The sequence below is a fragment of the Stappia sp. TSB10P1A genome, from assembly GCF_900185725.1.
Taxonomy (GTDB): Bacteria; Pseudomonadota; Alphaproteobacteria; order Rhizobiales; family Stappiaceae; genus Stappia.
The window spans coordinates 97,887-112,563 of sequence record NZ_FYAU01000014.1 but is presented as its reverse complement, the minus strand read 5'-3'; the positions used below and the strand labels follow the sequence as shown (position 1 = coordinate 112,563).

The following is a 14,677-nucleotide window of genomic DNA, read 5'->3' as shown; positions in this document are numbered from 1 at the left end:
GCCGTCAGGTGACGATCACCGATCCGGCGCCAGCCTTGCGGGCGGCAGCGATGGCAAAGGTGGCAATCGCGGTGTCCTGCGCGCCCGTGCCGGTGAGATCGCAGAGGGTGATCTCGTCATCCGAGCGGCGGCCTGGATGGCGGCCCGTGACGATCTCGCCGAGCTCCGGCGGCGTGCCGCCCTGCCAGAGGCCCGCGGCAATGGCGGCGCGCAACTCGCCGAGGGCCTCGCACTGGCTGACCCGGTCGCAGACATAAAGATCGGCGGCAACGAGCGCGGCCGGATCGATCTCGTTCTTGCCGGCCTGGTCCGAGCCCATCGCCGTGATGTGGAGGCCGGGATGCAGCCATTCGGCCTTGAACACCGGATGCTCGGCCGGGGTCGTAGTGACGACGAGCTGGCTCTGCGCCACAGCCTGGGCCGGGTCAGAAACGGCCTCGGCCGCAATCTTCAGCCGCTCGGCAATATCCGCGGCGCAGGCCTCCGCCTTCGCCCTGTCGCGGCCCCAGACGAAGACGCGGGAGAACGGGCGCACCAGATGGGCCGCCTCGATCTGCAGCCGCGCCTGGACGCCGGTGCCGATGACCGTCGCCGTCTCGACCGTTGAGGGCGCAAGATGGCGCGCGGCGACGGCGCCGGCGGCGGCCGTGCGCACATCCGTCAGATAGCCATTGTCGAGCAGCAGGGCCTCGACGAGGCCGGTCTTGGCGGAAAACAAGATCATCAAGCCGTTGAGGCTCGGCAGGCCGAGCTTGGGATTGTCGAAGAAGCCGGGGCTGACCTTGATCGCGAAACCGTCGAAGCCGGGGATATAGGCGGTCTTGACGTCGACCTCGCCATTGGCCTGCGGGATCGCCATCGACAGGATCGGCGGCATCACCACCGTGCCGGAGGCGAGTGCGGCGAAGGCCCGCTCGACCACATCGACGGCGGCCGGATCCAGATGCACGAGACCGCGCAGTTCGCCGGCGGTCAGGACGGTTACCTCATGCGCCATAGCCACGCCCTTTTACCTCGACCTCACCGAGACGAATGCCACGCCCGACGACGATGTCGGTGAAGGTGATCATGTCGACATTGCGGCCCGTCAGGATGGTGGCGACCGGGCCGTCGAAGGCCGGCAGCCGGCCGGCCCGCATCGCGGCGATGCCGACGACGCTGGCGCCCTCCGCCACCATGCGGTCCTCGTAGTAAAGCGCCTGCATCGCCTCGTAGATCTCCTGCTCGGTGACGAGGACGCAGTCGTCGAGCAGGTCGCGGCACAGGGCGAAGGTCAGCCGGTTGTCGAGGCCGATGCCGCCGCCAAGGGAATCGGCAAGGCTCGCCACCTCCTCCACCTCGACCGGATGACCGGCGCGGATGGAGGCGAACATCGCCGCGCCGCGCTCCATGGTGACGCCGACAACGCGGATCGACGGCTTGATCGCCTTGGCCGCCAGCGCGACGCCGGCGGCAAGCCCGCCGCCGGACAGCGGCACCAGGATCGCCGCAAGGTCGGGGCGGTCCTCCAGCATTTCGAGGCCGATGGTGCCCTGGCCGGCGATCACCAGCGGATCGTCGAAGGGGGAGATCTCGATGAGCCCCTCCTCGCGCGCCAGCCGGCGGCTTTCGGCATGGGCCTCGTCCTGGCTGCGGCCGGCAATGCGCACTTCGGCGCCGAGCGCCAGGATGCCCTCGACCTTGGCCCGCGGCACCAGCTCGGACATGCAGATGACGGCGCGAAGGCCGGCGGCGCGCGCCGCGAAGGCAACGCCGCGGCCGTGATTGCCGGTGGAGCAGCAGGTGACGCCGGGCGCCCCATCGGGCACGGCGGCGACGGCATTGAGCGCGCCGCGCAGCTTGAACGCGCCGATCGGCTGCGCCGTCTCCAGCTTGAGCAGCAGGTCGCCGTCCACGGCGAGCGAGGGCACCATCGGCGTGCGCGCGGCAATGCCGGCGATGGCGCGGCGCGCCGCCAGGATGTCGGCGAGATCGACGCTCACGTCGCCTCCTTGACCGCGCTGAGGAACTGCTGGGTGCGCTCCTTGCGCGGATTACCGAACAGCTCGTCCGGCGAGCCCTGCTCCTCGATGCGGCCGCCGTAGAAGAAGCAGATGCGGTCGGAAATGTCCTTGGCGAAGCCCATCTGGTGGGTGACCATCAGCATGGTAAGATTGTGCTCGGCGACGAGCTGGCGGATGACGTTGGTCACCTCGCCGATCACTTCCGGATCGAGCGCCGAGGTCACCTCGTCGAACAGCATCACCTTGGGCCGCATGGCCAGCGCGCGGGCAATCGCCACGCGCTGCTGCTGGCCGCCGGACAGGCGCGAGGGATGCTGGTCGCGCTTGTCGGCCATGCCGACCATCGCCAGCAGTTCCTCGGCGCGCTCGCGCGCTTCCCGTTTCGCCAGGCCGAGCACATGCACGGGACCTTCCATGCAGTTTTCCAGCGCCGTCATATGCGGGAACAGGTTGAAGTGCTGGAAGCACATGCCGATCTTCGAGCGCATCTTGCGCATGTGCCGGTTGTCGGCGCGCACCAACCCGCCGCCGCGCGGCATATGCGTCAGCGGCTCGCCGTCGACATAGATGACGCCGCCATTGATGGTCTCCAGCGTCATCAACATGCGCAGCACGGTGGTCTTGCCCGAGCCGGAGGGGCCGATGATGGTGACCATCTCGCCTTCCGCAACGTCGAGGTCGAGCGAGTCCAGCACCACCAGGCTGCCATAGGACTTGGTGACCTTCTTGAAGCTGACCATCGGGGTCGCCTCGCCCTCGAGCCTCAAGGGGAAGGCGGAAACGTCTGTGGTGTCCATCAGCCCATTCCGAGTTTGCGGCGAACCCAGGCCTCGAAGAGCCGGATCAGCGCCGCCGTTGGCAGCGAGATGCAAAGGAAGATGATGCCGACCAGCGTGAACGGCTCGAGGAAGCGGTAGGTTTCCGAGCCGATGGCGTTGGCGGTGTGCATCAGTTCCGCGACGCCGATGACCGAGAGCATCGGCGTGTCCTTGAAGATGCCGACGAGATAGTTGCCCATGCCGGCAAGCGAGGGCGGCAGCGCCTGTGGAAGGATGACGCGGAAGTAGGTGCGCGCCGTCGACAGGTTGAGCGACTTGGCCGCCTCCCACTGGCCCTTCGGCACGCATTCCAGCCCGCCGCGATAGACCTCCGACAGGTAGGCCGCATAGTGCAGGCCGATGGCGATCATGCCGGCCGTCCAGGGCGACAGGCGGATGCCGAATTGCGGGCCGACATAGAAGACGAAGAAGATCTGCAGCACCAAGGGCGTGGAGCGGATGAACTCGACCGCCTCGCGCACCACCACCGTGAGCGGGCGGAAGGGCGTGCGCTGCGCCAGCACCAGGGCAAGGCCGAGCACAACGGCGATGGCATAGCCGAGGCCGGCGGCGAGCAGGGTGTTGCCGGTGGCGACGATCAGCCGGGGCAGGATCTGGAAGGTGAAGTCCCAGCGCCAGTCGAACATGGCTCAGGCCCTCCCCATCTTGCGCATCATCACCCGCTCCAGCCAGCGCATGAACGGCGTGATCATGAAGCGCGCCAGCACATAGTAGATGATCAGCGCGGTGCCGAAGGTCTGGGCGGAGAGGAAGGTGGTGCCATTGATCTGCTTCACCTGGAACATCAGGTCAGCGACGGAGATCAGCGCGACGAGCGCGGTGCCCTTCAGCAGCTCGATCAGGAGATTGCCCCAGGACGGCAGCATGATCAGCACCGCCTGCGGCAGGATCACCCGGATCATCCGCTTGGCCGGCGACATGTTGAGCGCCAGCGCCGCCTCCCATTGCCCCTTGGGCACCGAAAGGATCGCGCCGCGCACCAGCTCCGCGCCATAGGCGCCGAGATTCATGCCCACCGCGACGAAGCCGGCAGTGAACTTTTCCAGCGTGATGCCGAACAGCGGCAGCACGAAGAAGATCCAGTAGAGCTGGACGAGCAGCGAGGTGCCGCGAAAGATCTCGATATAGACGGTGGCGAGGCCGCGCACCGCCATGTTCGGCGCCATCCGCATCAGGCCGGCGGCAACCGCGATCGCCACCGCCAGCAGCGCCGAGAGCACCGTCAGCGCCATGGTGATCAGCGTCCCGCTGAAGATGCGGTCGCCATACTGGCCGAGGAATTCGAAATAGGACATGCCGCCCAGCCCTTTGCTCTCCGACCTTGCTCAAGGCCACGACGGCGCGGCAGGCACCGCGCCCCGCGCGACTGCAGGGGAAAGGCGGCGGACCGGCCGCGCCGGCCCGCCTGTCGTCGTCGTCATGTCAGCGGTTGGCGCAGACCCATTCGGTGGTCCGCTCGCCCGGCAGCGAGCCCTCGCCGTAGCCGTATTCGGCAACGGCGGCGAGCATCTCTTCAGAGCCGAGATAGGCGGCCTGGGCCTCGTTGAACTTGTCGAGGAAGTCCTGGTCGGCCTTGCGGAAGCCGATGCCGGCCCAGTTGAAGGAGTCTTCCGGCATGGCGTTCGGATCGGAGGCCTCGACGGCACCGCCCGAGCTGTCGGCGAGCTGCTTCATGGTGAAGTAGGTGCCGGCGCCGGCATCGGCGCGGCCGGCGCGCACGGCGGCGAGGATTTCGGTCGGGCCGGGCACCTGCATGATGTTGGCATCGGCAACGCCGGCGGCCCTGGCGGCCTCGATGTTGGAATAGCCGGCGCCGGTGACCATCACCGCATTGGCCGCCACGAGGCTCTCATAGTCGCTGATGTTCTTCGGGTTGCCCGGCGCCACGATGAAGCCGTCGCCGACCTTGGCCATCGGCTCGGAGAAGGCGATGTTCTCGCAGCGGCTGGCGAGGATGTTCATGCCGCCGGTGACGATGTCGAAGCGGTTGGCATTGAGGCCCGGAATGAGGCCGCCCCACTCGGTCTGCACCGGCTCGATGTTCTCGTAGCCCATCGACTTCAGCACGCCGATGGTGAAGGCGTTGACGAAGCCCTTCGGGCTGCCGTCGTCGCCCGGATAGGCGAAGGGGATCTCGTTGGCGAAGCCGATGCGGATCGGCTCGCCCTTGTCGGCGCGCTCCAGCAGGGACTGGGCATTGGCGGCGCCCACGAACCCATAGGCGACCGCGGCCATGCCGAGCGCGGCAAGGCCCTTGAAGATGGCACTTTTCATCAGACAGCTCCTCTGTTCCACCACGTCTTGCTTGTTATGTTGTGCACAACATCATGCCGCAGAGGAGCGTGTCAACGGATTTTCTCGGGAAAATCGAGAGACATCTCAACGCCTTTTCGAAATTCGGATTTAGTTGTACACATTGGCGAAAATACCCTGCCGTCGAAGGTGAGGGAGACATGACGCCGCGCCCGGGCCGGGCGCCTTGCCGTCCGCTGGGAAATGCCGGACAAGGGCGGGCTGGAACGGAATGCGGGAGTAGCGCGGTTGGCGGCAACGGAAGACGGGAACCGGATGGAGGGCCGGACGGGAAAAGCGGACGCGCCGATGACGGTGGACAGTGGCGCGCGGCGGCCGTCCGACGAGGGCGCGCGCGGGCGCTTCGAACGGATCTACCGGACCTTGCGGATGCGCATCTGCCTGCTCGACCATGCGCCGGGCAGCCGGCTGCGCGAGGAGGACCTTGCCGAGGAGTTTCGCGTGTCGCGGACCCCGATCCGCCGCGTTCTCGTCAAGCTGGAGGCGGAGGGGCTGCTGCGCTCGGTGCACGGCGTCGGCACCATCGTCACCGACATCGACGTCAACGAGCTGGCGCAGGTCTACGAACTGCGGGTGGAACTGGCCGAACTGGTCGGCAGGCTGTCGCCGGCCCCCGTCGACGCGGCGCTGATCGCCCGCTTCCACGAGATCCGGGCGCGATGCGACGAGATGGTGAGCGAGGGCGATCCGCGCACCTTTTCGCGGATCAACATGGACTTCTTCCACCTGTACAACGCGTTGACCACCAACGGGCCGCTGCGCGAGATCAACGAGCGGCTGTATTATCAGACGGCGCGCATCTGGCTGAAGACGGCATTGCGGCTGAGGAATTCCAAAGAACTGATCCACACCGAGTTCACGACCTTCCAGCGCGAGGTCACCGACACCACCGAGGCGATCGAGCATGGCGACCTCGTCGCCGCCGGCCATGTGCGGCGGGCGCATATTGCCATGAGCTTCGCCAGGATCCGCAAGGCCAGCGAGACGGAGGGGCGCCCGGTGATCGCCCCGACGGCGGGATAATCGTGCTTGCAGCAAATCGCGCTGGACCATGCTCCAGATCAATGATTCCCTCGTTGCCGGCGGGCAGTATGCCGGCGGAGGGCTCTTCCCATGGACATCACCTTTCTGCTTGAGATCGTCGACGAGGCCGAACTGGCGGCGCTGTTCGGCCTCGCCACCGGCGCCGTCTTCGGCTTCGCCGCCCAGCGCTCCTCCTTCTGCCTGCGCGCGGCGACGGTGGAGTTCGCGCGCAAGCGGCTCGGCCCGCGCATGGCGGTCTGGCTGCTGACCTTCTCGGCGGCGGTGATCTGGGTGCAGGCGGCCCAGCTTGCCGGCCTGTTCCGCAGCTCCGACGCGCGGATGATGGCGGTGGCCGGCTCCTGGTCCGGCGCCATCATCGGCGGCCTGATGTTCGGCGCCGGCATGGTGCTGGCGCGCGGCTGCTCCGGCCGGCTGCTGGTGCTGGCGGCGACCGGCAACCTGCGCTCCGTCGTCTCCGGACTGATCTTCGCCGTGGTCGCGCAGATGACCCTGCATGGCTGGCTGGCGCCGCTGCGCCAGTGGCTGGCCGGACTGTGGGTCACTCCCGGCGGCCACAATGTCGACCTGCTGCCCGCCCTGTCGCTGCCGCAGGAGGCGGGGCTGGTGCTCGGCCTTGCCTGCGCCGCCCTCGCCCTGTGGCTGGCGCTGCGCAACGCCATCGGCTGGTCGACGCTGGTCTTCGCCTCCGGCGTCGGCTTCGCGGTCGCCCTCGGCTGGACGCTGACCTTCACCCTGGCGCAGGTCGCGTTCGAGCCGATGAGCGTCACCTCGGCGACCTTCTCCGGCCCTTCGGCCAATACCTTGATGTTCTTCCTGACCGACAATCCGGTGCTGGATTTCGACATCGGCCTGGTGCCCGGCGTGTTCCTCGGCGCACTCGTCGCGGCGGCGCTGGCGCGCGAACTGAAATTCCAGGGTTTCGACGGCGAAAGCCAGATGCGCCGCTCGATGCTCGGCGCGGCGCTGATGGGCTTCGGCGCCATGCTGGCCGGCGGCTGCGCGGTCGGTGCCGGCGTCACCGGCGGCTCGATCTTCGTCGCAACCGCCTGGCTGGCGCTGGCCTGCATGTGGATCGGCGCGGTGGTGACCGATGCCCTGGTCGACCAGGCGCCCAGCCCCGCTGCCGGCCCCGAGGCCGCCCCCGAGACCGTGCCGGCCGAGTAGAGGGCCGAAGCAGATGCCGGCAGGCTTGGCCGGCCCTCTCAGATGTCGGCGATGAAGCGATAGGCGCTGCCGGCGCGTTCGGCGCGGCCGATGCCACCGTCGGGCAAGTGGAAGCCGACGAGGCGCATCCGCTCGCCGGCGAGCCGGTCGAGCAGGGCGAGCCGGGTGGCGGCGGCAAGATCCTCATCCTGATCCGATCCCGAGGCCCAGCCCGGCTGCTCGAAGGCGACGTGGTGATTGCCGATGGCATCGCCCACCACCATCACCGGATCGCCGCCGGCGGCGATCTCGAAACCCATGTGGCCGGGCGTGTGGCCGGGCGTCAGCCGGGCGACGATGCCCGGCAGGGCCTCCTCGCCCTCCTCCAGCCGGCGCACCTGGTCGGCGATGACCTCAAGCCGCCGCTGGGCGCCGATGGCGAATGTCGCCCGCGCCTCGCCGATGCTGGCGACCGTGCCGGGATCCACCCAGTAGTCCATTTCCGCCGCGCCGATCATGAATTCGGCATTGGGAAACAGCGGCTCGTCGAACTCGTCGAGCAGGCCCCACAGATGGTCGGGATGGGCATGGGTGAACAGCACATGGGTGATGTCCTCGACCGTCACGCCGAGCGCGTCCAGCGCCTCGCCGAGCTTGCCGGCGCTCGGCTGGAAGTCGGGTCCGGCGCCGACGTCGAACAGGATCGTGTTGGTGCCGTCGCGCAGCAGCGTGACGTTGCACGGCGGGGTGAGCTGGTCGCGGGACAGGCCGTGACGGGCGATGATCCCGGCAAGCTCCGCCTCGGGCATGCCGCCGAGGATGAAGTCGCCCGGCAGCATCAGCATGCCGTCGGACAGGGTGTCGAGCCGGGCCGCGCCAAGCTCCAGCGAGGCGGCTGACCAGACACGGTGGCCCGACAGAGGCAGGGCGGCGGCGGCAGCGCTGGCGGCGAGAAACTGGCGACGGGAGAGCATGGCATGGACTCCGAAAGAAGGGGACTCCGAAAGAAGGGGGGCTCCGACGGAAGGCGGGGCTGCGAAAAGAAGGCGGGCGCCCGGACAGGGGGCGCCCGCAGGTGGGGAGGAGCCGTTATCCGAAGATGTCGGCGGTGATGCCGGCATACCAGCCGAGGGATTCCTCGAAAGTGACCTTGCGCAGGGCCGCGTCCTCGCCGGTCTGGCTGATGAAACTGTGCACCGAAGCGATCTTGTCCGGCGTCGGCTCGTAGGAGGCGCCGACCTTGACCCCGTCCTCCGGTGCGATCAGCGACCAGCAGGTGTTGGAGTATTTCGCCGGGAAGGTCCTGGAGCCGGTCAGCTCGCCGCGAATGGCCATGGCCGCGACCTTGGCCTGGGAATTGGCGGAGAAGGCGGACTTGGGCATGTCGCCCTGGGCCGAGCTGTCGCCGAGCACCCAGACATTGGCATCCAGCTTCGACTGCATCGAGGCCGGATCGACCGGCGCCCAGCCGCTGTCGTCGGTCACGCCGGCGATCTGGGCGATCTTGCCGGCCATCTGCCCGGGAATGACGTTGCAGACGTCGACCTTCTGCACCTCGCCGTCGACGACGATCTCCATCGCCGCCGGCCGCACCTCGACCGAGCCGCCGCCGAAATCGGGTCCGACCCAGGTCACCATGCCGTCGTAATGCCGCTGCCAGCCCTCCTCGAACAGCGCCTGCTTGGAGTATTTGTCCTTGGGATCGAGCACCAGGATCTTGGCGGTCGGATTGGTCTGCTTCAGCAGATGCGCGACCATGCTGATGCGCTCATAGGGGCCGGGAGGGCAGCGATAGGGGTTGGGCGGCGCCACCATGGCGAAGGTGCCGCCCGCCGGCATGGCCTCGACCATCTGCTTCAGGAGCTGGGTCTGCGGCCCGGCCTTGTAGGCATGCGGCATCACCTCCGCGTCGGCCAGCGACCAGCCGGGCACCGACCCGTCCTTGAAATCGATGCCCGGAGACAGAACCAGCCGGTCATAGGACAGAACCTGCCCGCCGGCGAGGGTGACGGTGCGTGCCTGCCGGTCGACGGCGGTCGCGGTGTCGTTGATCACGGTGACGCCGCTCGCCGCGAGCCCGTCATAGCCGTGCTGCAGGCTCTCGAAGTCGCGGAAGCCGCCGAGATAGAGATTGGAGAAGAAGCAGGTCGTGTAGATCGGGTTGGCCTCGACCAGGGTGACATCGAGGGCGCCCTTGCTGTCCTTGGCGAGGTAACGGGCCGCCGTCCCGCCGCCGGCACCGCCACCGATCACCACGACCTTCGGCCGCGACTGGCCGAACACGACTGGGGCATGCAACACGCTGCCGGCCGCCAGGCCGGTGGCGATGAAAGTGCGTCTGCTCAAGGTCATGCGCGTTTCCTCCGGGGTGTCCTCTCCCCCTTGCGAGCGCGGTGGATCCGCGCATCGTTTCGTCTCAGTCGAGGGTGGTGAAATACGCGGCGAGCGCCGCGATCTCCTCGTCCGAAAGTCGTCCGGCCATCATCTGCATCACCGGATGCGGCCGCAATTTCCGCTTGTAGGCATGCATGGCGGCGACGAAATCCTCCGTCGGCCAGCGGGTGATCGCCGGAATGCCCTGGTCGCTGCCGTCCCGCTGGTGACAGGTGGTGCATTCCGAGGAGAGGTATTCGCCGAAATCCGGATCGCCCTGGATGGCGAGGATCGCCGGGTCGAGAACCAGCCCGCTGGCGCGGGCCGTCGGCTCCGCCTCGGGGATGTTCTGCGGCTTGTCGGACCATTCGCGCAGATAGGCGAGCAGCGCCGAGCGCGCCTCGGCGTCCTTCATGCCGCGATAGGCCATCCGGGTGCCCGACACCAGGCTGCGCGGGTTCTCGACATAGGCGTCCAGCGTGTCCAGGGTCCAGACCAGCCCGTCGCTGCCCATCCGGGCCATCGACTTGGAATATTTGTAGCCCTCGACGCTGCCGGCGGTGCGGCCGAAGACGCGGTTGAGCTGGGGACCGACGCGGTTGACGGCGCCCTTCCCCAGTTGATGACAGGCCGAGCACTGCCGCGCGAACAGCAGCGCGCCGCGCTCCGCATCGCCGATCGGCGCTGCCGCCACCGGCCCCGCCCCCGGCCAGATCCCCACGCCGACGGCGAGCAGGACCAGGGCGGAGAGGAGGTGGCGGCGGCGCATCGTGCTACTTTCCGAGCGAGGCCAGATAGGCGATCACCGCCTCCCGGTCCCGGTCCTTCTTGAGACCGACAAAGGCCATCTTGTTCTTCGGCAGGAAGCCCTTGGGATCGGCGAGATAGGCGTGGAGCGTCTCCGCATCCCAGACCATGCCGCCGGCGCCGGCCTCCAGCATCACCTTGGAATATTTGTAGCCGTCCGCCGCCCCGACCGGAGCCCCGACGATGCCATTCAGCACCGGGCCGACCGCATGTTTGGCGCCCTCGCCGACCTTGTGACAGGCGACGCATTTCTTGAAGACGCCGACGCCCTCGGCGATCAGGGCCGGATCGGCGGCGGCGGCCTCGGTCGCAGTCTCGTCGACAGTCTCGGCCGGAGCGGCGGCGACCTCGGTTGCCGCGGCGGTCTCGGTTGCCGCGGCGGTCTCGGTGGCGGGCGCGGGATCCGCCGGCAGCGCGGCGGCCTCCGAAAGCGGCGGCAGGGTTCCGGCGGGGCGGCCGTCGGGATCCTGCGGCGTGACGTTCAGCTCGACCGCCCGCTTGGTGATCGCCACCGGCCGGCGGCAATCGCTCATGCAGGGCTCGCCGCTGAACAGCGGATATTCGGTCTGCGGCCGGTCATCGGGATAGAAGCCGACGGCGTTGGGCAGCTCGACCTCGCGGAAATTCTCGTCGGAGAGGACGAAATCCTCGTCCACCAGCCCGTTCGAATAGAGCAGGAAGGCGGTGATCGCATAGGTCTCGTCGACGCTGAGGGTCTGGGCCGCGCCAAAGGGCATCGAGCGATGCACATAGTCCCACACGGTCGACAGATACGGCCAGTAGCTGCCGACCGTCTTCACCGGCCGGCGATCGGTAAGGGTGCCGCCGCCGCCGGCCAGCACCGGCCAACTGTCGAGGCCCTCGGCGAACTCGCCGTGACAGGAGGCGCATTTCTCGGCGAAGACCTCGTCGCCGGTGGCGACATCGCCGGAGCCGGGACGCAGGCCCGTGCCGTCGGGTAGCACGGCGACGTCCCAGGCCGCGACTTCCTCCGGCAGCGCCTCGCGGCCGAGGCCGAGCTTGCCGGCAAGCGCCGGCGTCGCCAGCAGCGCACCGGCGCAGATCGCGAGGATCAGGACGTCACGCGACTTCGACATTCTCGACCTCCCCGTCGGCCTTGACCCACCAGGTCTGGATGCCGTTGTTGTGATAGACATTGTTGAGTCCGCGGATCTCGCGCAACTGATCCTTGGTCGGCTGGACATAGCCGGTCTCGTCGACGGCGCGGGACTGCAGCAGCAGCTCCTCGCCATTCCAGTCGATATCGAGATGGAAGCGGGTCAGCGCCTTGGGCAGGGCCAGCCCGGAGAGCCGCGCGCTCTGCCAGTTGACGCCGCCGTCGAGCGAGACGTCGACCCGGGTGATGCGGCCATTGCCCGACCAGGCGAGGCCGGAGATCACCAGCGGCCCCTTGCCGTGGCGGATCGGCACCTGCGGCGAGGGCGAGGTGATGACCGACTTGGCGTCCATCACCCAGGTCCATTTGCGGGCCCGGCCGTCCGGCATCAGGTCGGTGTATTTCGAGGTTTCCTCGCGGCTTTCCACGGCCTGGTCATAGACACCGAGGCGGCGCAGCCACTTCACCCAAATGTTGCCTTCCCAGCCCGGTACCACCAGGCGGACGGGATAGCCATGCTCCTTGCGCAGCGCCTCGCCATTGGCGAAGAAGGCGACCATGACGTCGTCCAGCGCCTTGTCGAGCGGCAGCGAGCGCCCGTTGGAACTGGCGTCGGCGCCTTCCGCATAGACCCACTTGCCCTCCGGCTTGACGCCGGCCTCCTCCAGCAGCAGCCGCAGCGGCACGCCGGTATATTCCATGTTGTGGATCATGCCTTGGGTGTACTGGCAGCCTTCCAACTGCGCCCCGGCCCATTCCATGCCGCCATTGGCCGCGCATTCGCAGAAGGCCGTGGTGACCGAGCGCGGGAAGCGCAGCAGGTCCTCGAAGGTGAACACCAGCGGCGTGTCGACCAGGCCGTTGATCATCAGCCGGTAATCCGCCTTGCTGAGCTCGATCGCGCCGGAATGGTGCCGCTCGAAGGCGCAGCCCTGCGGCGTGATCGTGCCTTCCAGCGCGTGGATCGGCGTGAAATTGATCGAGGAGACCGGGCTTTCGGTCAGCCATTCGACATTGCGCCGAACCACATGGGACTCGAAACGGATCGGCATGCCGTAGGGCGTGGCGTCGACCGGATCGCCGAAGCTGCTGGCCCAGTCCTGCACCTCGACAATCTTGGGATCGGGGCCGGCCGCGCCGGCGGTGGCACTTCCGGCGACAAGACCCGCGCCGGCCAGGGCCGTGCTGCGCAGGAAGTCGCGGCGGGAGGTGCGGGCGATGGGTTCGTCGGACATGGCGAACGCTCCTTGCTTCGTCTCAGATACCGGTCACGACGACCGACGTGTTGGGCTCCAGCTTCACCGAGCCGAGCTTGCGCACATGCGCTTCGATCACATCCCAGATCTGCGGGCCCTCGGTGCCCTCGTTGACGCTGGCCCAGCCGGCGACGGTGTAGGAGCGGCCGGCCTCGATCGCCTCGCCGGTGTCGACCAGCGCCATGTCGGAGATGCGCTGGCCGATCGGCTTCGACACGTCGATGGCATAGGCGAGGCCGCCGATCCGCACCATGTCGCCGCCCTGCTGGTAGTAGGGATCGGGGTTGAAGATGTTGTCGGCGACATCCTCCAGGATCGCCCGGATCGTCTCGCCGGTCATTTCGGTGCGGTAGCAGGCGCCATAGGTCATCGAGGTGACGTTGTGGATGTCCTCGCGGGTGATCGGATCGCCCGGCAGCAGCGTCGTGCCCCAGCGCACCCCCGGCGACATGGCGATCTCGGCGTCGCGCTCGGAGCGGATCGCGTCGCAGATCAGGTCGTCCCAGGTGCCGTTGAAATTGCCGCGCCGGTAGAGCAGGCTCTCGGTGGTGCCGATCTGCTCCTCCAGTTGCGCCTTGAACGGTTCGCGCTCGCCGTCGATCAGCGCCGCCATCTCCGGATCGGGCTCGATCACGTCGGAGAAGATCGGGATCAGCTTGTGGCGATAGCCCATCATGCGCCCGTCGCGCACGTCGAGATCGACGCGCGAGACGAACTTGCCGTTGGAGCCCGAGGCGATGAGGATGGTCTCGCCGACCAGCACCGGCTCGGGCACCGCGTCATGGGTGTGGCCGGTCAGGATGACGTCGATGCCCTTGACCCGGCCGGCCATCTTGCGGTCGACGTCGAAGCCGTTATGCGACAGGCAGACCACCAGATCGGCGCCGTCGGCGCGGACCTCGTTCACCACCGCCTGCATCCGCTCCTCGCGGATGCCGAAGGAGAATTCGGGGAACATCCAGCCGGGATTGGCGATCGGCATATAGGGGAAGGCCTGGCCGATGACCGCCACCTTGACGCCGCCCTTCTCGAAGACCTGATAGGGCTCGAAGGCCGGCTCGTCCCATTCGGCGTCGAAGATGTTGGCGCCGAGGAAAGGGAACGGCAGTCCCTCGACGATCTCCTTCACCCGGTCGGTGCCATAGGTCCATTCCCAGTGGCTGGTCATGGCCTCGACGCCCAGGGCGTTCATGACATTGACCATGTCCTGCCCCTTGGTCAGGAAGCTGGTCATCGAGCCGTGCCAGGTGTCGCCGCCGTCGAGCAGGATCGAGTCCGGCCGCGCCGCCCGGATCGCCTTGACCACCGTGGCGACCCGGTCCATGCCGCCCATGCGGCCATAGGCCCGCGCCAGCGCGGCAAAGTCCTCGCAGGTCAGCGCATAGGCGTCGGCGGAGCCGGGCGCGATGTCGAACATCTTCAGGAAGTCGGCGCCGGTAACATGCGGAACATGGCCCTTGGCGCCGCCGACGCCGAGATTGACCTCCGGCTCGCGGAACCAGATCGGCTTCAACTGGGCATGGATGTCGGTGACATGGATCAGCGTCACGTTGCCGAAATCGTCGAACCGCAGCAGTTGGTCCTGGGTCAGGGCCTGCTGCGCGGCGAGCCGCGCCCAGGTGCCGAAGCCACTGGTGCCGACGATGGCCGAGGCGGCCATCGACGCCTGCAGGAATTCCCGGCGCGTGATCATTCGCTAACTCCTTGCCGCGGATACACCTCCTCCGTTCGCGCCGAAGCGCGCCGCGTGGCTGTCCGCATGTGAAAGACGGTGTTCGAGGG

Annotated in this window: 14 protein-coding genes; 2 read left to right on the top strand and 12 right to left on the bottom strand. The window is 67.9% G+C overall.

The features are described from left to right. Nucleotides 1-4 precede the first annotated feature (4 nt). From TSB10P1A_RS04100 to ehuB, 6 genes are all read right to left on the bottom strand, one after another. The gene (locus TSB10P1A_RS04100; RefSeq protein WP_186386624.1) at nucleotides 5-997 is read right to left on the bottom strand and encodes a cyclodeaminase; all 993 of its coding nucleotides are present in this window, start codon (nucleotides 995-997) and stop codon (nucleotides 5-7) included. Continuing rightward, a complete protein-coding gene (gene eutB, locus TSB10P1A_RS04095) occupies nucleotides 987-1,982 on the bottom strand; it encodes a hydroxyectoine utilization dehydratase EutB (protein WP_186386623.1) in 996 nt (331 codons plus the stop codon). The genes TSB10P1A_RS04100 and eutB overlap by 11 nt, the downstream gene beginning before the upstream one ends. Further along, nucleotides 1,979-2,800 (bottom strand): ectoine/hydroxyectoine ABC transporter ATP-binding protein EhuA, encoded by an 822-nt coding sequence (gene ehuA, locus TSB10P1A_RS04090; protein ID WP_305849893.1) that lies wholly within the window; start codon nucleotides 2,798-2,800, stop codon nucleotides 1,979-1,981. Before ehuA ends, eutB begins: the two co-directional genes overlap by 4 nt. After that, entirely contained in the window at nucleotides 2,800-3,468 is a 669-nt protein-coding gene (ehuD, locus tag TSB10P1A_RS04085; RefSeq protein WP_186386622.1) for an ectoine/hydroxyectoine ABC transporter permease subunit EhuD, read from the bottom strand. The genes ehuA and ehuD overlap by 1 nt, the downstream gene beginning before the upstream one ends. Nucleotides 3,469-3,471: 3 nt before the next feature. Continuing rightward, nucleotides 3,472-4,137 (bottom strand): ectoine/hydroxyectoine ABC transporter permease subunit EhuC, encoded by a 666-nt coding sequence (ehuC, locus tag TSB10P1A_RS04080; protein ID WP_186386621.1) that lies wholly within the window; start codon nucleotides 4,135-4,137, stop codon nucleotides 3,472-3,474. A gap of 127 nt (nucleotides 4,138-4,264) precedes the next feature. Beyond that, nucleotides 4,265-5,116: an ectoine/hydroxyectoine ABC transporter substrate-binding protein EhuB gene (gene ehuB, locus TSB10P1A_RS04075; protein WP_186386620.1), complete on the bottom strand. Its 852-nt coding sequence runs from the start codon at nucleotides 5,114-5,116 to the stop codon at nucleotides 4,265-4,267. A 327-nt stretch (nucleotides 5,117-5,443) separates the two neighbouring features. On the opposite strand from ehuB, the gene TSB10P1A_RS04070 reads away from it, so the two are divergent. Continuing rightward, nucleotides 5,444-6,178 carry a GntR family transcriptional regulator gene (locus TSB10P1A_RS04070; RefSeq protein WP_186386619.1) on the top strand — a complete coding sequence of 245 codons (735 nt, stop codon included), beginning with the start codon at nucleotides 5,444-5,446 and terminating at the stop codon, nucleotides 6,176-6,178. A gap of 90 nt (nucleotides 6,179-6,268) precedes the next feature. Further along, on the top strand, nucleotides 6,269-7,363 hold the full coding sequence (locus tag TSB10P1A_RS04065) for a YeeE/YedE family protein (protein WP_186386618.1): 1,095 nt from the start codon (nucleotides 6,269-6,271) through the stop codon (nucleotides 7,361-7,363). 38 nt (nucleotides 7,364-7,401) lie between these two features. On the opposite strand, the gene TSB10P1A_RS04060 is transcribed toward TSB10P1A_RS04065, so the two are convergent. The 6 genes from TSB10P1A_RS04060 to soxB form a co-directional block, all read right to left on the bottom strand. Then, entirely contained in the window at nucleotides 7,402-8,316 is a 915-nt protein-coding gene (locus TSB10P1A_RS04060) for an MBL fold metallo-hydrolase (RefSeq protein ID WP_186386617.1), read from the bottom strand. 115 nt (nucleotides 8,317-8,431) lie between these two features. After that, nucleotides 8,432-9,694 (bottom strand): NAD(P)/FAD-dependent oxidoreductase, encoded by a 1,263-nt coding sequence (locus TSB10P1A_RS04055; RefSeq protein WP_186386616.1) that lies wholly within the window; start codon nucleotides 9,692-9,694, stop codon nucleotides 8,432-8,434. A gap of 64 nt (nucleotides 9,695-9,758) precedes the next feature. Next, a complete protein-coding gene (locus tag TSB10P1A_RS23630; RefSeq protein WP_186386615.1) occupies nucleotides 9,759-10,484 on the bottom strand; it encodes a c-type cytochrome in 726 nt (241 codons plus the stop codon). Between the two features lie 4 nt (nucleotides 10,485-10,488). After that, nucleotides 10,489-11,619, bottom strand: a complete 1,131-nt coding sequence (locus TSB10P1A_RS04045) for a c-type cytochrome (RefSeq protein ID WP_186386614.1) — start codon at nucleotides 11,617-11,619, stop codon at nucleotides 10,489-10,491. Further along, nucleotides 11,603-12,874, bottom strand: a complete 1,272-nt coding sequence (soxC, locus tag TSB10P1A_RS04040; protein WP_186386613.1) for a sulfite dehydrogenase — start codon at nucleotides 12,872-12,874, stop codon at nucleotides 11,603-11,605. Before soxC ends, TSB10P1A_RS04045 begins: the two co-directional genes overlap by 17 nt. A 22-nt stretch (nucleotides 12,875-12,896) precedes the next feature. After that, on the bottom strand, nucleotides 12,897-14,588 hold the full coding sequence (soxB, locus tag TSB10P1A_RS04035) for a thiosulfohydrolase SoxB (RefSeq protein WP_186386612.1): 1,692 nt from the start codon (nucleotides 14,586-14,588) through the stop codon (nucleotides 12,897-12,899). Nucleotides 14,589-14,677: the final 89 nt, after the last annotated feature.